Origin of the sequence: Pimelobacter sp. 30-1 (assembly GCF_018831735.1) — a bacterium.
Taxonomy (GTDB): Bacteria; Actinomycetota; Actinomycetes; order Propionibacteriales; family Nocardioidaceae; genus Nocardioides.
This window is the reverse complement of record NZ_NHTS01000001.1, coordinates 332,222-350,110: the sequence shown is the minus strand read 5'-3', so window position 1 is coordinate 350,110 and position 17,889 is coordinate 332,222. Positions and strand designations below refer to the sequence as shown.

At 72.4% G+C, this 17,889-nt stretch carries 17 protein-coding genes; 11 read left to right on the top strand and 6 right to left on the bottom strand.

Translation table 11 applies throughout. The annotated features are described in order from the left end of the window. Window positions 1-7: 7 nt before the first annotated feature. Window positions 8-1,498 (bottom strand): alkaline phosphatase PhoX, encoded by a 1,491-nt coding sequence (locus CCO04_RS01645; RefSeq protein WP_215812348.1) that lies wholly within the window; start codon window positions 1,496-1,498, stop codon window positions 8-10. Window positions 1,499-1,719: 221 nt separating this feature from the next. On the opposite strand from CCO04_RS01645, the gene CCO04_RS01640 reads away from it, so the two are divergent. The 3 genes from CCO04_RS01640 (at window position 1,720) to acs (ending at window position 5,798) form a co-directional block, all read left to right on the top strand. After that, window positions 1,720-2,097, top strand: a complete 378-nt coding sequence (locus CCO04_RS01640; RefSeq protein ID WP_257752851.1) for a DUF485 domain-containing protein — start codon at window positions 1,720-1,722, stop codon at window positions 2,095-2,097. Further along, window positions 2,097-3,725: a cation acetate symporter gene (locus CCO04_RS01635; protein ID WP_215812347.1), complete on the top strand. Its 1,629-nt coding sequence runs from the start codon at window positions 2,097-2,099 to the stop codon at window positions 3,723-3,725. Before CCO04_RS01640 ends, CCO04_RS01635 begins: the two co-directional genes overlap by 1 nt. 102 nt (window positions 3,726-3,827) lie before the next feature. After that, entirely contained in the window at window positions 3,828-5,798 is a 1,971-nt protein-coding gene (gene acs, locus CCO04_RS01630; protein WP_215812346.1) for an acetate--CoA ligase, read from the top strand. Between the two features lie 3 nt (window positions 5,799-5,801). Here the strand turns inward: acs and CCO04_RS01625 are convergent, their stop codons facing one another. Then, the gene (locus tag CCO04_RS01625) at window positions 5,802-6,686 is read right to left on the bottom strand and encodes an alpha/beta fold hydrolase (RefSeq protein ID WP_215812345.1); all 885 of its coding nucleotides are present in this window, start codon (window positions 6,684-6,686) and stop codon (window positions 5,802-5,804) included. 80 nt (window positions 6,687-6,766) lie between these two features. Between CCO04_RS01625 and CCO04_RS01620 the strand changes: the two genes are divergently transcribed. Further along, window positions 6,767-7,399, top strand: coding sequence for a winged helix-turn-helix transcriptional regulator (locus CCO04_RS01620; protein WP_215812344.1), 633 nt, complete (start codon window positions 6,767-6,769; stop codon window positions 7,397-7,399). Between the two features lie 9 nt (window positions 7,400-7,408). Continuing rightward, a complete protein-coding gene (locus tag CCO04_RS01615; protein WP_215812343.1) occupies window positions 7,409-7,825 on the top strand; it encodes a pyridoxamine 5'-phosphate oxidase family protein in 417 nt (138 codons plus the stop codon). Here CCO04_RS01615 and nhaA read toward each other — a convergent pair. Beyond that, complete coding sequence (gene nhaA, locus CCO04_RS01610; RefSeq protein WP_215812342.1) at window positions 7,779-9,188, bottom strand: Na+/H+ antiporter NhaA; 1,410 nt, start codon at window positions 9,186-9,188, stop codon at window positions 7,779-7,781. The genes CCO04_RS01615 and nhaA overlap by 47 nt on opposite strands. 112 nt (window positions 9,189-9,300) lie before the next feature. On the opposite strand from nhaA, the gene CCO04_RS01605 reads away from it, so the two are divergent. Genes CCO04_RS01605 through CCO04_RS01580 form a run of 6 tightly spaced genes read left to right on the top strand, consistent with a single transcriptional unit; the run spans window position 9,301 to window position 13,948 of the window. Then, window positions 9,301-9,708 (top strand): phage holin family protein, encoded by a 408-nt coding sequence (locus CCO04_RS01605; protein WP_215812341.1) that lies wholly within the window; start codon window positions 9,301-9,303, stop codon window positions 9,706-9,708. A 24-nt stretch (window positions 9,709-9,732) separates the two neighbouring features. Beyond that, window positions 9,733-10,599 (top strand): fructosamine kinase family protein, encoded by an 867-nt coding sequence (locus tag CCO04_RS01600; RefSeq protein ID WP_215812340.1) that lies wholly within the window; start codon window positions 9,733-9,735, stop codon window positions 10,597-10,599. A 56-nt stretch (window positions 10,600-10,655) separates the two neighbouring features. Continuing rightward, window positions 10,656-11,369, top strand: a complete 714-nt coding sequence (locus tag CCO04_RS01595; protein WP_308220337.1) for a response regulator transcription factor — start codon at window positions 10,656-10,658, stop codon at window positions 11,367-11,369. Continuing rightward, the gene (locus CCO04_RS01590) at window positions 11,366-12,793 is read left to right on the top strand and encodes a cell wall metabolism sensor histidine kinase WalK (RefSeq protein WP_215812339.1); all 1,428 of its coding nucleotides are present in this window, start codon (window positions 11,366-11,368) and stop codon (window positions 12,791-12,793) included. Before CCO04_RS01595 ends, CCO04_RS01590 begins: the two co-directional genes overlap by 4 nt. Further along, entirely contained in the window at window positions 12,780-13,367 is a 588-nt protein-coding gene (locus CCO04_RS01585) for a hypothetical protein (protein WP_215812338.1), read from the top strand. Before CCO04_RS01590 ends, CCO04_RS01585 begins: the two co-directional genes overlap by 14 nt. A 41-nt stretch (window positions 13,368-13,408) precedes the next feature. Beyond that, on the top strand, window positions 13,409-13,948 hold the full coding sequence (locus tag CCO04_RS01580) for a pyridoxamine 5'-phosphate oxidase family protein (RefSeq protein WP_215812337.1): 540 nt from the start codon (window positions 13,409-13,411) through the stop codon (window positions 13,946-13,948). Window positions 13,949-14,127: 179 nt separating this feature from the next. Here CCO04_RS01580 and CCO04_RS01575 read toward each other — a convergent pair whose 3' ends face one another. The 3 genes from CCO04_RS01575 to CCO04_RS01565 are packed head-to-tail and all read right to left on the bottom strand — an operon-like array spanning window position 14,128 to window position 17,880. Further along, on the bottom strand, window positions 14,128-15,381 hold the full coding sequence (locus CCO04_RS01575; protein WP_215812336.1) for an anthranilate synthase component I family protein: 1,254 nt from the start codon (window positions 15,379-15,381) through the stop codon (window positions 14,128-14,130). Further along, window positions 15,375-15,947: an aminodeoxychorismate/anthranilate synthase component II gene (locus tag CCO04_RS01570; protein ID WP_215812335.1), complete on the bottom strand. Its 573-nt coding sequence runs from the start codon at window positions 15,945-15,947 to the stop codon at window positions 15,375-15,377. Before CCO04_RS01570 ends, CCO04_RS01575 begins: the two co-directional genes overlap by 7 nt. Before the next feature lie 7 nt (window positions 15,948-15,954). Then, window positions 15,955-17,880, bottom strand: a complete 1,926-nt coding sequence (locus CCO04_RS01565; protein WP_215812334.1) for an anthranilate synthase family protein — start codon at window positions 17,878-17,880, stop codon at window positions 15,955-15,957. Between the last annotated feature and the right edge of the window lie 9 nt (window positions 17,881-17,889).

Genomic DNA, 17,889 nt, shown 5'->3' with positions numbered 1-17,889 from the left:
GGGCACCTCAGCCCAGGTACTTCTCCCACGGCCCGGTGATCGCGAACGTCAGCCCCGGCGTCTGCATGTTCACGAACAGCACCTTGCCGTCGTCGGAGAACGTCGGCCCGGTGAACTCCGAGTCGTTGAGCATGTTGCGCGCGATCGCCTGCGCCGGCCCGTACGGCGCCGCGGACAGCACGTGCGAGGCGCCGTTGCCGTCCTCGGCGAGGACGAGGGTCCCCCACGGGGTGAGCGTGACGTTGTCGGGGCCGTCGAAGGTCAGGTCGTCGTAGCGGGCGGCGGCGCCGGAGGACGCGGTCTTCTGGTGGGGGAAGTAGGCGACGAGCTGGATGGTCTCCGCCTCGTAGTCGTAGAACCACACCATCCCGTCGTGAGGGACGGCGTCCGCCGGCAGGTCGCCGTCGGAGAAGGCGTAGGAGTTCACGACGTAGCAGCCGCGCTCGTTGCCCCACACGCCCTCGAACTTCTTGCCGCGGGTGACCTCGCCGTCGGCGAGCTGCTTGCGGCAGGACGTCGTCCGCGCGTCGCGGTCGGGGACCTTCTTCCAGCGGACCGGGAAGGGGAGGCCGAGCTGGGCGGAGGTCAGGTAGGCGACGTCGGGGAGGACCGAGCCGTCGGGCATGAGGATCTGCATGGCCTCCAGGACGCCCGCGTCGTCGGCCAGGCGGTCGGCGAGGCCGGCGCCCAGCTTGGTGCCGCGCGGGGCGGTCCACCGGTAGAACAGGCCGTTGGGGCCGGAGGCGTCCTCGGACAGGAAGATGTGCTTGCCCGCGGCGTCCACGGCGAGCGCCTCGTGGGCGTAGCGGCCGAGCGCCTTGATCGGCTTGGGCAGGGTGCGGCCGTCGTGGAAGACCTCGAAGACGTAGCCGTGGTCCTTGGCGTAGGTGCCGCTCTTGCCGTTGCCGCTCCAGGTCTTGCCGGCGCGGTCCTCGGTCTCCTCGCAGGTCAGCCAGGTGCCCCACGGCGTCGGTCCGCCGGCGCAGTTGGTGGAGGTGCCGGAGATGGCGACGTGCTCGCCGAGGTTGCGGCCGCGGCTGTCGGTCTCGATGACGGTGCAGCCGCCCGCGTCGAGCGCGCCCTCGTCGTACACGGTGCCGCGCAGGTGGGGGACGCCGAGCGGCGAGCCGGCCTTGAGCTCGTGGTTCTGGATGAGCCGGTAGCGGCCGCGGCCGACGGTGAACGCGGCGGTGCCGTCGTGGGCGTTGGGGGTGACGCCGCCGTCCTCGAGGCGGGTCACGCCGGCGCGGGTGATGACCGTGTAGGCGAAGCCGGCGGGCAGCGCGAGCAGCCCGGCCGGGTCGTCGGTCAGCGGCGGGAACGGCGTGACCTCGCGCCGGTGGCGACCGTGGCCGTGACCGGGGCCGGGGCCGTGCCCGTGACCGGGGCCGCGGTGGTCCGCGGCGGACGCGGCGAGGGAGGGCACCGCACCGGTGACGGCCAGGCCGACTCCGGCGGCAGCACCGCCGGCGAGCATCGAGCGACGGGTTGCAGTCATGGCGTCAGGCAAGCCCCCGGCGGTGGCGGTACCGCGAGCGCGCGTCGTCCCGCAGGTGAACGACGGCCGACCGTTCGTCGCGCCGGACCGACCGCTCATCGACTGCCCGGCCCCACTCGGCGCGCAGCCGGACCGGACCCCTGCCGGGGTGACCGCGGTCACTCCTAGCGTCGGGAACGCCCGTGACCCCGGTCACACCCGCCCACCCGAGGAGGTACGCCGTGACGTCCGACATCTCGCCCCACGACGTGGCCGCACGCCACGATCCCGTGTACGACGAGCTCCACGCCGCACCGGAGTTCGCCGAGCTGAGGCGGCGCTACCGGGGCTTCGTCTTCCCGGCCACCCTCGCCTTCCTGAGCTGGTACCTGCTCTACGTCGTGCTCTCCAACTGGGGTGGCGGCTTCATGAGCCAGAAGGTCGTCGGCAACATCAACGTGGCGCTGGTGTTCGGCCTGCTGCAGTTCGTGACGACGTTCGCGATCGCCTGGCTCTACAGCCGCTACTCGACGAGCCGGCTCGACCCGCTGGCCCGGACCCTCGACGAGCGGTTCATCGAGCTCGCCGGCAAGCCTTCGGACGGACGGAGCGACCACTGATGAACCACCAGGCACTCACCGCGATCCTCTTCCTCTCGGTCGTCGCGCTCACCCTCTTCATCACCATCCGGGCGAGCCGGCAGACCAGCGGCGCGGCGGACTTCTACGCCGGCGGCCGGTCGTTCTCCGGCTTCCAGAACGGTCTCGCGATCGGCGGCGACTACATGTCGGCCGCGTCGTTCCTCGGCATCTCCGGCGCCATCGCGCTGTCCGGGTACGACGGCTTCCTCTACTCGATCGGCTTCCTCGTCGCCTGGCTGGTGGCGCTGCTGCTGGTGGCCGAGATGCTGCGCAACTCGGGCAAGTTCACGATGGCCGACCAGCTGGCGTACCGGATGCGGCAGCGGCCCGTCCGCACCGCCGCGGCGACGTCGACCGTGACCGTGTCGATCTTCTACCTCCTGGCCCAGATGGTCGGCGCGGGCAGCCTCGTCGTGCTCCTGCTGGGCATCGACAAGGACAACACCCTCGCCGTCAGCGCGGTCATCGCCGGCGTCGGCGCGCTGATGATCGTCTATGTCACCGTCGGCGGCATGAAGGGCACCACCTGGGTGCAGATCGTCAAGGCCGTGCTGCTGATGGTCGGCTCCGCGGTGATCGTCGTGCTGGTGCTGGCGAAGTTCGACTTCAACCTCTCCGACCTGCTGGGGGCGGCGTCCTCGGCGTCGGGCAAGGAGGGCTTCCTGGAGCCGGGCCTGAAGTACGGCATCGACACCACCCACAAGCTCGACTTCCTCAGCCTCGGCATCGCGCTCGTGCTCGGTACGGCGGGCCTGCCGCACATCCTGGTCCGCTTCTACACGGTGCCCACCTCGCGCGACGCGCGGAAGTCGGTGCTCTGGGCGATCGGCCTGATCGGCGTCTTCTACCTCTTCACGCTGGTCCTCGGATTCGGTGCCGCGGCACTGCTCGACACCGGCAAGGACAGCGAGGTCGCGGCCAGCGGCGGCAACCTCGCCTCGCCGCTGCTCGCCGAGGCCGTCGGCGGCGGTGCCGGGTCGACCGGCGGCGCGATCCTGCTCGCGGTGATCTCGGCGGTCGCCTTCGCGACGATCCTCGCCGTGGTCGCGGGCCTCACCCTGACCTCGTCCACCTCGGTGGCGCACGACATCTACAACTCCGTGCTCCGCAAGGGCAAGGCCACCGAGAAGGAGGAGATCCGGGTGACCCGGTACGCCGCGGCCGGGCTCGGTGTGATCGCGATCCTGCTCGCCATCCCGGCCCGCAACCTCAACATCGCGTTCCTGGTGGCCCTGGCCTTCGCGGTCGCCGCCTCCGCGAACCTGCCGGCGATCGTCTACAACATGTTCTGGCGGCGCTTCAACACCCGCGGTGCCACCTGGAGCATCTACGGCGGTCTGCTCTCCTGCGTCACGCTGGTGTTCTTCTCGCCGGTGGTCTCCGGCAAGCTCAACGCCGACGGCTCCAACGCGGCGCTCTTCCCGGCCGGCGTGGACTTCCACTGGTTCCCGCTGGAGAACCCCGGCCTGGTCTCGATCCCGCTCGGCTTCTTCTTCGGCTGGCTCGGGACGGTGACCTCCAAGGAGCCCGAGGCCGAGGAGCGGTTCACCGAGCTCGAGGTCCGCGCGCTCACCGGGGCCGGTGCCGAGCAGGCCGTCGCGCACTGACCTGGCGACCGAGACAACGACCAGGGGCCGGGGCGGGCACGATGCCGTCCCGGCCCCTAATGTGAGCAGGACCACCCGTTCCGAACGTCGAAAGGCACGACCGTGAGTGACACCGAGGAGACCCTGGCGAACCTGCTGCGCGAGGACCGTCGGTTCGAACCGCCGGCCGAGCTCGCCGCCGCCGCCAACGTCAAGGCCGACGTCTACGACGCCGCGCGCGCCGACCGCGACGCCTTCTGGGCCGCGCAGGCCGAGCGGCTGACCTGGGCCACGCCCTGGGAGCGGGTCCTCGACTGGGACAACCCGCCGTTCGCGAAGTGGTTCGTGGGCGGCACGCTCAACGCGGCGTACAACTGCGTGGACCGGCACGTCGAGGCCGGTCGCGGCGACAAGGTCGCGATCCACTGGGTCGGCGAGCCCGAGGGCGACACCCGCGACCTCACCTACGCCCAGCTCAAGGACGAGGTGTCCCAGGCCGCCAACGCGCTGACCGCGCTCGGGGTCGGCACCGGCGACCGGGTCGCGATCTACATGCCGATGATCCCCGAGGCGATCGTGGCGATGCTGGCCTGCGCCCGCATCGGCGCGCCCCACACGGTCGTGTTCGGCGGCTTCTCCGCCGACGCGCTCGCCTCGCGCATCGACGACTGCCAGGCCAAGGTCGTCATCACCTCCGACGGCGGCTTCCGCCGCGGTGCCCCGTCCGCGCTCAAGCCCGCGGTCGACGAGGCCCGCACCAAGACCGACAAGATCGAGAAGGTCCTCGTCGTGCGCCGCACCGGCCAGGACGTCGCCTGGGACGACAGCGTGGACGTGTGGTGGCACGACGCCGTCGGCGGCGCCTCCACCGAGCACACGCCCGAGGCGTTCGACGCCGAGCACCCGCTCTACGTCATGTACACCTCCGGCACGACCGGCAAGCCCAAGGGCATCCTGCACACCACCGGTGGCTACCTGACCGGCGCGTCGTACACGCACCACGCGGTCTTCGACCTCAAGCCCGAGACCGACGTCTACTGGTGCACCGCCGACATCGGCTGGGTGACCGGGCACTCCTACATCGTCTACGGCCCGCTGGCCAACGGCGTCACGCAGGTGCTCTACGAGGGCACGCCCGACAGCCCGGAGCCGGGTCGCTGGTGGAAGATCATCCAGGACTACGGCGTCACGCTGTTCTACACCGCTCCGACCGCGATCCGCTCGTTCATGAAGCAGGGCCGCGAGGTCCCCGACCGCTACGACATGTCCTCGCTGCGGATCCTCGGCTCGGTGGGCGAGCCGATCAACCCCGAGGCCTACGTCTGGTACCGCCACGTCATCGGCGGCGACCGTACGCCGGTCGTCGACACCTGGTGGCAGACCGAGACCGGTGCGGTGATGATCTCCCCCCTGCCCGGCGTCACCGCGGGCAAGCCGGGCTCGGCGATGACCGCCATCCCCGGCATCGAGGCCGACGTCGTCGACGACGAGGGCCGCTCGGTCCCGAACGGCTCCGGCGGCTACCTCGTCATCACCTCGCCGTGGCCCTCGATGCTGCGCACGCTGTGGGGCGACGACGCCCGCTTCGTCGACACCTACTGGTCGCGGTTCAAGGCCCAGGGCTACTACTTCGCCGGCGACGGCGCCAAGAAGGACGAGGACGGCGACATCTGGGTGCTGGGCCGGGTCGACGACGTCATGAACGTCTCGGGTCACCGGCTCTCGACCACCGAGATCGAGTCCGCCCTGGTCTCGCACCCCAAGGTCGCTGAGGCGGCCGTCGTGGGCGCCTCGGACCCCGACACCGGCCAGGCCGTGGTCGCCTACGTCATCCTGCGCAACGAGGCCGGCGACGGAGGACCCGACATCGTCAAGGAGCTCTCGGACCACGTCCGCAGCCAGATCGGCCCGATCGCCAAGCCGCGCCAGATCATGATCGTCCCCGAGCTGCCCAAGACCCGCTCGGGCAAGATCATGCGCCGGCTGCTGCGCGACGTCGCCGAGGGCCGCACGGTCGGGGACACCCAGACGCTCGCGGACGCCTCGATCATGGACCTGATCTCGGCCGGTCAGGCCACGTCGACGGAGGACTGAGCGTCAGGACGTGAGCCAGCCGCGCACCGCGGCGGCGAACTCCTCGGGGGCGTCGGACTCGACGTAGAGTCCGGCGCCCTCGACGATCACGGTGGTGTGGTCGGGGAAGCTCGCCTCCAGGCGCTCGCGCTCCTGGGGCCGGAAGACCCGGTCCGCACCGCCCCACACGATGAGCAGCGGCAGGTGGGACAGACCGGCCAGGCCGGACTCGACCTCGGCGAGGAACGACCGGCTCGCCGTGATCCGGCTGGGGAGCACGGCGGCCGCCTGGCGCCGGGCGGGCGTGGCCTGGGCCTGGCGGTAGTGCGCCATCTCGGCCGCGGTGACCTTCCGCCGGCGGTGGCCGGTCGGCACGAAGGCGTTGACGACGAGGTTCAGCCGCCGGGCGAGGAAACGCAGCGGGCTCGACCCACCGATGCGGGAGAAGAACTCGAAGTAGAGGTCCCCGTTGACCGGCCAGGCCCAGGTGTTGGCGAGCACGAGCCGCTCGAACACCTCGGGACGCCGCCGCGCCACCGCGAGCCCGATCGGGCCACCCCAGTCCTGGCCGACCAGCGTGACGCCGTCGAGGCCGAGCGCGTCCACGAACCCCGCGACGACACCGGCGTGCTCCTCCGGCAGGAACCGGTAGCCCGGCGCCGGGCTCGACAGGCCGAAGCCCGGGTAGTCGAGCGCGATGCAGCGGAAGTCGGCGCGCAGCGCGGTGATCACGTCGCGCCACAGGAAGGACCAGGTCGGGTTGCCGTGCAGGAGCAGCAGCACCGGGCCGGTCCCCTCGTCGACGTAGTGGACGGTGTGCCCGTCCACCTCGACGAAGAGGCTGCGGAACGGGAACAGGTCGTCGTCGACCCAGGCAGGACGGGTGCGCAGGGCGGGCTGCTCGGCCATGGGGAAGGACTCCTCTGTCGGCAGGCACGGGAGTAGACTTGAAATTGTCAGACTCACTTGAGAAAAACAAGTAGGTGCCCGTGAAGAGCTACGGTCAGTTCTGCGGCCTCGCCCGCTCCCTCGACACGGTCGGCGACCGGTGGAACCTGCTCATCGTGCGCCAGCTCCTCATCGGCCCGGCCCGGTACGGCGACCTGCGCGCCGGCCTGCCCGGGCTCGCGACCAACCTGCTCGCCGACCGGTTGCGCGACCTCGAGTCCGCCGGCGTCGTACGACGCGAGGTGGCCACCGAGGGCAACGCGGTCGCCTACGCCCTCACCGAGTGGGGCGCCGAGCTGCGGGAGCCGATCGAGGCCCTGATCCGCTGGTCGACCCCGCTGATGGTCGAGGGGCCCCGTACCGACCACTTCGACCCGGGCTGGCTGCACGTCGCGCTGCCCGCGCTGCTGCGCGAGCGGGCCCCGGGCCGCCGTACGGTGACGATCGGGCTGGCCGTCGACGGCGCTCCCCTCCTGCTCCGGTTCAGCCGGTCCGGCCCCACCGTCGAGGCGGCCGACGGGCGGGCGGTCGACGCCACGGTCCGCACCTCGGCCCACGTGCTCCTCGGTCTCGCCGCGGGGGCCCTCACCCTGGCCGATGCCCAGGCCTGGGGTGCGGTCGAGGTGGAGGGTGACCTGGACGCCGTGCGCGAGGTCCTCGCGGGCGCCGCGTAGCGTGGCCCCGTGCCGTCCTACGCGCCCGTCGACTGGTCCGCGCTGCCCGCGCCCCTCGCCGACTTCTGGTCCGAGTACCACCTCTGCACGCTGAGCACGCTCGACCGCTCCGGCGCCCCGCACGCCGTCCCGGTCGGCGCCACGCTCGACCCCGACCTCGGCTGCGCCTGGATCATCACGCGCCGCGGGTCGCAGAAGGTCCGCAACATCCTGCGCGACCCGCGCCTCACGATCACCCAGGTCGACCGCGGCCGCTGGGCATCGCTCGTCGGCACCGGCGAGGTGCTCGAGGACGAGGAGTCGATCGCCCGGGCCTGCGAGCGGTACGCCGCCCGCTACCGGACGCCGACGCCCAACCCCGAGCGGGTCGCCGTACGGATCAGCGTGGAGCGGGTGCTCGGCTCGGCTCAGGTGCTGCCGGACTGACCTCCGCCGCGGCCGGGCGTCCCCGCCCCGCGAGTAGAAGCAGCCCGACACCCACGACCGCGGCGACCATCGACGCGACGAGGATCCCGACCTTGGCGTCGTCGGTGAGCACGGGCGAGCCCGGGAACGACAGCCCGGCGATGAACAGCGAGACCGTGAACCCGATGCCGGCCACCGCGCCGACCCCGATGACCTGGAGCCAGCCGGTGCCCTCGGGCATCCGGGCGATGCCCAGCCGGACCGCGACGAAGCAGGCCAGCGCGATGCCGAGCGGCTTGCCGAGGACCAGTCCGGCGCCGATGCCGAGGCCGACGGTCGAGGTGAGCGCGTCGCCGAGGACGCCGCCGCCCAGCGCGACGCCGGCGTTGGCGAGCGCGAACACCGGCAGCACGACGTACGCCGACAGGGGGTGGAGCCGGGTCTGCAGCCGCTCCACCATCGGCACCGACTCCCCGATGAGGAAGCGCAGCCGGCGCAGCTCGTCGGCGTCGAGCTCGTTGTCGCGCAGCCCGTCGACGGCGTAGTCGGTGGCGACCTCGGGCCGCAGCAGCGCCCCGGCCGGGGTGAGCAGGCCGATCGCGACGCCCGCGAGCGTGGCGTGCACGCCGGACTCGAGCAGCGCGAACCAGGCGCCGACGCCGATCACGACGTAGACCGGGACCGCCCACACGCGCAGCGCGCGCAGCACCGCCATCAGCGCGATCAGGGCCACCGCGACGGCGAGCCACACGAAGGAGACGTCGGCGGTGTAGAAGACGGCGATCACCAAGATCGCCCCGATGTCGTCGACGATCGCGAGGGTGAGCAGGAACAGGCGCGCCGCCGACGGGACCCGGCGCCCGAGCAGGCCGAGGACGCCGACCGCGAACGCGATGTCGGTGGCCATCGGGATGCCCCAGCCGGCCCCCGTCTCGGGACCGCCGGCGATCGCGACGTAGACCAGCGCGGGCACGACCATGCCGCCGACGGCCGCGACGATCGGCAGCGCGGCCGTGCGCGGGTCGCGCAGGTCGCCGTGGACCATCTCGTGCTTGATCTCCAGGCCCACGACGAAGAAGAAGATCGTCATCAGGCCGTCGTTGACCCAGTGCTGGAGCGACTCCTCGATCCGCCAGCTGCCGATCTCGAGCGCGATCGGGGTGTGCCAGAACCGGTCGTAGCCCTCGGCCCAGCCGTGGAACGGCAGGTTGACCCAGAGCAGCGCGGCGATCGTGGCCGCGAGCAGCAGCACCGAGCCCGCGGACTCGATGCGGAGGAACTCGCGCACCGGGCGGCCGACGTACTTGGCGAGGGGCTTGTCGCTCGCGGTCCAGACCGGCCCTTGGCGCCAGAGGTCGTCGGAGGGGGGCGGGGTTGCGGGCACAGAGAGCTCCTGGTGTCAGGTGGGGTCGGGCATGCACATGCCGACCAGACTTCCCGGCTCACCTGCCGCCCATCGTATCGGGAGTCGCTCCCCAATCGGTAAGGTCGGCGCCATGGCCATCGAACCGCTCCGCGAAGAGCCGACCATCGGGCGCCTCATCAAGGACGCGCAGACCGACTTCTCCACGATCATGCGCAAGGAGATCCAGCTCGCCAAGGCCGAGCTCAAGGTCAGCGTGACGGCCGGTGGCGTCGGGCTCGGTCTGGTCGCGGCGGCGGGCTTCCTGCTGGTGCTCGCGGTGATCATGCTGTCGGTGGCGATCGCCTACTTCATCCACTGGAACGGCCAGGGCCTCAGCCTGCACTGGGCCTTCCTCATCGTGTTCGGCTTCTACGTCCTCCTGGCCGCGCTCCTGGTGTTCCTGGCCGTGCGCAGCTTCAAGAAGGTCAAGGCGCCCGAGCGCGCCATCGAGCAGGGTCGCGAGATCCCGCGCGCCCTCAAGGGCCAGGCCCAGGCCTGATCCGACGAAGGACGAGGGGGTCCGATGGCGCGGCAGCCGGTCGTCGCCGGTAGGGCCGAACAGCTGCTCGGCTCGGCCGTGGTGGCGACCGCGCCCGTGGCCGGCGGCGACATCTCGACCGCGGTCAAGCTGCGGCTGTCCAACGGCCGGACCGCCTTCCTCAAGACGCTCACCAACGCACCGCCGCGGTTCTTCGCGACCGAGGCCGCCGGCCTGCGCTGGCTCGCCGACGGCGCCGACGACGGCGGGGTCGCGACCCCCGAGGTCCTCGCCGTCGACGACGACTGCCTGATCCTGGAGTGGGTCGAGGCGGGTCGCCCCCACGCCGAGGGAGCCGGACGCTTCGGCCGCGCCCTCGCGGCCACCCACGCCCGCGGCGCCGACGCCTTCGGCGCTCCCGACGACGGCTACATCGGCCGGCTGCCCCTGCCCAACCGGACGCTGCCGACCTGGGCCGAGTTCTACGCCGAGCGGCGGATCGCGCCCTACCTCAAGGTGCTGCGCGACAAGGGGATCGTCTCGGCCGAGGACGCCGCCACCGTCGAGGCGGCGGTCGCGCGCGGCGCGGCCGTCGTACCGGACGAGGCGCCGGCGCGCCTGCACGGCGACCTCTGGAACGGCAACGTCATCTGGACCAACGACGACCGTGCCGTCGTCGTCGACCCGGCCGCCTACGGCGGGCACCGCGAGGTCGACCTGGCGATGCTGGCGCTCTTCGGACTCCCCCAGCTGCCCCAGGTGATGGCGGCCTACGACGAGGCCGCCCCGCTCGCCGACGGCTGGGAGGAGCGGCTCGGGTTCCACCAGCTGTTCCCGCTGCTCGTGCACGCCTGCCTGTTCGGGGGCCAGTACGGCGCCCGCGCGGCCAAGGTCGCCCAGCGCTACCTCTGAGGCGCGCCTGCCGCACCTCTCAGCCCGCACTCAGGGGGTTGGGCCATGATGGGGGCGTGTCCAGCCGCTCCCCCGTGCCCCACCGCGTCCTCGTCGTCGACGACGACCGTGCCGTGCGCGAGTCGCTGCGGCGCTCCCTCGCCTTCAACGGGTACGACGTGCACCTGGCCGGCGACGGCGCGGAGGCGCTGGCCGGCATCGGGGCCGTGGCCCCCGACGTGGTCGTGATGGACGTGATGATGCCCAAGCTCGACGGGCTCGAGGCGACCCGCGCGCTGCGGGCCGCGGGCAACGACATCCCGATCCTGGTGCTGACCGCGCGCGACGCCGTCGGTGACCGGGTCGAGGGCCTCGACGCCGGCGCCGACGACTACCTGACCAAGCCCTTCGCGCTCGAGGAGCTGCTGGCCCGGCTGCGCGCGCTGCTGCGCCGGGTGACGCCCATCGAGGACGGCGCCGAGGAGGAGGTCCTCTCCTTCGCCGACCTCACCATGAACGTCACCACCCGCGAGGTCCGCCGCGGCACCCGCCTCATCGAGCTGACCCGGACCGAGTTCACCCTGCTCGAGATGTTCCTGCGCCGGCCCCGGCGGGTGCTCGACCGCAGCTTCATCCTCGAGGAGGTGTGGGGCTACGACTTCCCCACCACCGCCAACTCCCTCGAGGTCTACGTCGGCTACCTGCGCCGCAAGACCGAGGCCGAGGGCGAGACGCGCCTGATCCACACCGTCCGCGGCATCGGGTACGTCCTGCGCGCGACCGAGTCATGACCGGCTGGGGTCTCGCGGTCGGCCCCGGCGTCGACGGCCGCTGGCACTACCGCCGCTCCCTCGCGAGCCGGGTCATCTGGCTGACCACCATCGCGGTCGCGATGTCGGTGGCGCTGGTCGCGGTCGGCGCCTACATCACCGCGCGGGTCCAGATGCAGCAGGCGCTGGACGACGCGCTGGTCTCGCGGGCCCAGAGCGCGGCCAAGTCCGACACGCTGCTCAAGGCCGGCGCCGCCGGGGTCCCGCCGTGGGCGCTGGGCGCCGGCGACGTCCGGATCGCGTTCCTCTACTTCGAGGGCACGCGGGTGATCCTCGACCGCGGCCCGGACATCGAGTTCGGCGAGGCGGAGCTGGCGGTCGCGCAGGGCGAGCGGTCCGAGAGCCTGCGCACCATCCTCATCGCGGGCGCGCGCTACCGGATGGTCGCCGTCCCGGTCCGGAGCAAGGCCGGCCTCGCGCTGATCATCGCCCAGCCCTTGGCCGACCAGGACCGCACGCTCGCCCGGCTCGGCTGGGTGACGCTCGCGTTCGGCATCTTCGGCGTCCTCGCGGCCGGCCTCGGCGGTTGGGCGGTCGCGAGCAACGGCCTGCGCCCGGTCCGCCGGCTCAGCGCCTCGGTCGAGGAGATCGCCCGCACCGAGGACTTCACCCCCCTGCCCGTCGAGGGCGACGACGAGGTCGCCCGCCTCTCGACCGCCTTCAACCACCTCCTCATCGCGCTCGACGCCAGCCGGGTCCGACAACGCCAGCTCGTGGCCGACGCCAGCCACGAGCTCCGGACGCCGCTGACGGCGCTGCGCACCAACATCGATCTGCTCACCATGACCGCGCGCGGGGACGGCGGGCTCGAGGGCCTGCCGCCCGAGGCGCGCGACGAGCTCCTGGACGACGTCCGTGCCCAGATCGAGGAGCTCACCACGCTCATCGGCGACCTCACCGAGCTCGCCCGCGACGAGCCGATCCCGATCCAGGTCGAGCCGGTCGACCTCGCCGACGTCGTCGACCACGCCGTCCAGCGCGTACGCCGGCGCGCGCCCGGCATCACCTTCGAGGTCTTCACCCGCTCCTGGTGGGTGATCGGCGAGGACGCCGAGCTGGAGCGGGCGGTGACCAACCTGCTCGACAACGCCGCCAAGTGGAGCCCCGAGGGCGGGCAAGTCGACGTACGCCTCAGCGACGGGGTGCTCACCGTCGACGACCAGGGCCCCGGCATCGCCGAGAACGACCGGGCGAGCATCTTCGACCGGTTCTGGCGCTCGCCGGACGCCCGGACGATGCCCGGCTCGGGCCTCGGCCTGGCCATCGTGCGCCAGGTCGCCGAGCGCCACTCCGGCTCGGTCCACGCCACCGCCAACGCCAGTGGCGGAGCACGCCTCGTGCTCCGCATCCCCGGACGGGAGAAGAACCCCCATGTCACGACGTAGCGCCGTCCCCTTCCAGCTCGCGGGAGTCGCCGTGCTCGGCCTGCTCCTCGCGGCCTGCGGCGGCGACAAGGTCGGCCCCAAGCCGGACCTGCCGACCACGACCCCCGCGTTGTGGAACCCCTGCGACTCGCTCGACACGACGTTCGTCCAGCGGCAGTACGGCGTCGCCACCACCAAGCACGCCGGCTCGCCGACCAAGCCCGAGTGCCGGTTCACGCCCGAGGACGAGAAGTCCGGCGACCCGGTCGTCACCGCCAACTACATCCTCTTCCCGGGCACGCTCGACGACGCCTGGAAGACGATGGGCCAGCGCGACGACGCCGACGTGCGCCGGCCCAAGATCGATGCCGCCGACGACGCCCGGATCGTCGTCAACGCCACCAAGAAGCAGCTCTACGTCACCGGGTTCGTCCAGAACGGCGTCCTCATCCAGCAGGTCGACGTCGTCGACCCGAAGCCGTACGACGAGGCCCGGATCGTGCGCGCGGTCGAGGAGACGCTCACCCTGCTCTCGCGCCAGGCCGACGCCAAGGAGGTCGGCAAGACGCCGGAGCCGAGCCCGTCCGCGGGCTAGCCCGGCGATGAGTCGGCCGGCCGGCGGCGGTCGGTACCGGCATGGACACCCTCAACCTCGCGGAGCGCTACGCCGCGCCGCCGATCGCCTGGTCCGAGGTCACCGGCCTGGTGGACGCGGGCTACGCCCAGGCCACGGTGGACGCCGGCCCCGGCCGGCACACCTGCTGGCTGACCAGCCTCAACGCCGACGGGAGCCCGCACACCAACGCGGTGGGCGGCCTGTGGCGCGAGGCGTCCTTCTGGTTCGTCACCGGGCTGAGCACGCGCCGCGGACGCAACCTCGCGCGTGACCCGCGCTGCACCCTGGCCCTGAGCCTGCGCGAGCTCGACCTCGTCGTCGAGGGTCGCGCCGCGCTGGTCACCGACCCTGCCGACCTGACCGAGCTGGCCGCGCTCTGGAACGCCGAGGGCTGGCCGTGCGAGCTCGACCCCGCCGCCGAGCCCGGCCCGGCGCTCACCGCGCCCTTCAGCGCACAGTCGGCGGGCGGACCGCCCTGGCACGTGTTCCGGCTCGTCGCGTCGTCGGCGCACGCCGTGCAGACGGTGGAGCCGCACGGCGCGACGCGCTGGCGGTTCTAGGGCGTGTCTCTCAAGTCCGCGCCGTCGCGAGCGGCGTTTGCGGCCGATCTGGCAAGGCGGAGCAGCGAAGGCGGGCCACATCGACAACAGAGCCCGTCGAGTCTGCGACCCCGTCACTCGCGAGCCGCCAGATCGAGTCGCAAACACCGCGCAGCAGGCGCGGACTTGGGAGACACACCCTAGGGGTTGATCGCCTGGAGCAGCCGGGCGGCCTTCCACTCGGTCTCGGCGTGCTCCTCGTCGAGGTCGCTGGCGACGGTGATCCCGCCGCCGGTGCCGAGCACGTACTCGTCGCAGCCGCCCGCCGTCACCAGCGACCGGATGATGACGCCGAGGTCGGCCCGGCCGTCGCCGGAGATCCAGCCGAACGCGCCGGAGTAGGCCCCGCGCGGGCTCGCCTCGACCTCCTCGATGATCTCCATCGTGCGCAGCTTGGGCGCTCCCGTCATCGATCCGGCCGGGAAGAGCGCGCGCAGCGCCCCGACAGTCGTGACGTCGTCGCGCAGCCGGCCGCGCACCGTCGAGACGAGCTGGTGGACCGAGGCGTAGGACTCCACCTCCATCAGCGCCGGTACGGCGACCGTCCCGACGTCGCACACCGTCGCGAGGTCGTTGCGGAGCAGGTCGACGATCATCAGGTTCTCGGCCCGGAACTTCGGGTCGCTCGCGAGCCGCTCGCGCGCCTCGGCGTCCTCGGCCGGCGTGGCGCCGCGCGCGGTGGTGCCCTTGATCGGCTTGGTCTCCAGCGTGCGGTCGTCGGTGACGAGGGCGTAGCGCTCCGGCGACGAGCTGAGCAGCCAGGCCCGGGCGCCCGCGACGTCGTGCTGGAGGAAGCCCGCATAGGGCGCCGGGTTGAGCGCCCGCAGCCGCAGGTACGCCGCCGCGGGGCTGAGCGGGCTGCTCGCCCGGGTCCGGTAGGTCAGGTTGACCTCGTAGGAGTTACCGGCGTGCAGGTGCTCCTGGACCGTCGCGAACGCCGCGGCGTAGGCCGCGGGCGTGGCCACCGGCGGCGGCGCACCGCCCGCACCCAGACTGGTCGCGGGCGGGGTGATCGGGTGCTCGTACTCGCGCAGGTGCGAGGGCCGCAGCCACACGGCGTCGGGCAGGTCCGGGTCGGGCGTGGCGGGGAGGTCGGCGCGGGCGGCGTACCCGAAGTAGCCGAACCACTGGTCGGTCGGGCTCCCGGCCGCGAGCTCGGCCTCCAGCACGGCGAACGGGTCGTCGCCGACGACCTCCGCCCGCCCCCCGGCGTGCCGGCTGACCTCGCGCCGCGCGGCGTCGTAGGTCAGCGAGACGTCGTCGTCGTCGAGCCAGCCGAGGATCGACCGGCGCCGCGACCAGTCCCGCGCACCCCCACCGTCGAGCCACACGCAGCGGTCGTGCCGAGCCTGGATCCGGGCGAACGCCTCGGCGGGGTCGCCCTGGGTCACCATCGGCCGAGGAAGTTCTCGACGAGGCGAGCGCCGTGCTCGGTGAGCACCGACTCGGGGTGGAACTGCACGCCCATGATCGGCAGCGTCACGTGTTCCACGCCCATGGTCAACCCACTGCGCTCGTCGACCGCCGTCGCCCGCAGGCTCGCGGGCAGCTCGACCGCCGCCAGCGAGTGGTAGCGGATCGCCTCGAACGGCGTCGGCACTCCCGCGAACAGCCCCGCCCCGTCGTGCCGGACCCGGGCGCTGACGCCGTGCCCGGGCGCGACGCGGGCGACCCGGCCGCCGTACGTGGTGACGATGCCCTGCATGCCCAGGCAGACCCCCAGCACCGGCCGGGTCCCGGCGGCCAGCACCGCCCGGCCGACGGCGAAGTCGCGCTCGTCGTCGGGGTGACCGGGGCCGGGCGAGAGGATGACGTACGCGTGGCTCAGGACGTCGTCCGCGGCGACCTCGTCGTGCTGGACCACGGTCGGCAGCACGCCGGTGACGCCCGCGACCAGGTGCACCAGGTTCCAGGTGTAGGAGTCGTGGTGGTCGACGACCACCACGTCAGGCGCGCTCACCCGGGGCTCACAGCAGGACGGCGGACACCAGGTCGTGCACGATGTCGAAGCCCCGCTCGGTGAGGATCGACTCGGCGTGGAACTGCACGCCCCGGTAGTGCGGGCCCGCGAGGGCGTCCACGTCACCGGTGGTCGCGTCGGCGTCGACGCTCACGCCGGGCGGCAGGTCGTCGCCGGGCGCGACCCGGCCGACGAAGGTGTTGTAGAAGCCGACCTTCTCGGGGCGGCCACCGAGCAGCACCGAGGCCTGCGTGCCCTGGAAGACGATGTCCTTGTAGGCGAGCGGGATGCCGAGCTGGTGGCACAGCGCCTGGTGGCCGAGGCAGACCGCGACGAACGGCTTCTCGTGGGCGAGCAGCCAGGCGACGGCGGCGCGCAGCTGGGCCATCTTGGGGTCCGCGTCGTCGCGCGGGTCACCCGGGCCGGGACCGACGATGACGAGGTCGTAGCCGTCGAGGACGCCGTCGGCATAGTCCTCGTGCCGTACGACGGCGCTGGTCATGCCCATCCGCGCGAGCATGTGGCGCAGCATGTTCACGAAGTCGTCCTCGCCGTCGAGGATGACCGCGCTCTTGCCCGCCAGCCGCGGGTCGGACGGCGTGCCCGCCTGGTCGGCGAGCCAGAAGCCGGAGAGCCGGTTGTTGCGGCTGTTGAGGGCGATGAGGACCTCTTCGTCGGCGACGAGGGTCGCGACGTCGGTGGTCGGGATCGGCGCGGGCGGCACCAGGCCGAAGGCGGAGAGGATGCCGCCGGCCTTGGCGTGCGTCTCCGCCACCTCGTACGCCGGGTCCGAGTCGCGCACCAGGGTGGCGCCCGCGGTGACCTTGAGGCTGCCGTCGAGCGCGACGTCGGCGGTACGGATGACGATCGGGCTGTCGACGACGGGGGCGCCGTCGGCGTCGCGGCCGAAGAGGGCGAGCGCGGAGGCGTAGTAGCCGCGGCCCTCGGGCTCGTACTGCTTGATCAGCCGGCAGGCGTTCTCGACGGGCGAGCCGGTGACCGTGGCGGCGTACATGGTGTCGCGCAGGACCTCGCGCACGTCGCGGGTGGTGCGGCCGGCGAGGAGGTACTCGGTGTGGATGAGGTGGGTCATCGGCTTGAGGAACGGCCCGAGCACCTGGCCGCCCTCGGTGCAGATGTCGCACATCATCTTGAGCTCTTCGTCGACGACCATGAAGAGCTCGTAGATCTCCTTCTCGTCGCGCAGGAACTCGCGCATCCGCGCCTCGGTGCTGCGGGTGTCGCCGGCGGGCGGGCGCAGGTGGAAGGTGCCGGAGATCGGGTTCATCCGCACGTCGCCGCCGTGCACCGAGACGTGCCGCTCGGGCGAGGCGCCGATGAGGAAGCGGTCGCCGGTGAAGAAGACGAACGTCCAGTACGCCCCGCGTTCGCGCTCGAGCAGCCGGCGGTAGACGGTGAGCGCGACCTCGGCGCTCCAGTCGGCGACCACCGCGCGGTAGTTGCGGCCGACGACGAGGTTCGCCCCCTCGCCCTGGCCGATCTCCTCGTCGATGATCGAGGCGACGATCTTGGCGTACTCCTCGTCGGAGGTCTCGAAGCCGCCACGCTCGGTGAACTCGACCGGGACCTCGTCGATCGCCGCGACCACGTCGGCCACGGAGAACTCGTGCTCCTCCTGGACGTCGACGACGACGAGCGGCGTACCGTCGTCGTGAGCGTCGAAGCCGCGCTCGGACACCTGCCGGAAAGGTACGGCGACCAGCCGGTCGCAGATGTGCCCCGGCTCCGGAACCCCCGTCTCGAGCGGGATGTCCATGATCGACTCGACGATGCTGCGGCTGCCGCCGAGGACGCCGACGGTGTCGCGGTCGCCCGCCCGGGTGGAGCGCCGGATGATCGCCCAGGCCTCGTGCCCCTGGACGGCCGTGATGGCTTCCCGGGCGGTGAGGGGGGTGCTGGGCTGATCAGACATGGCACCGAT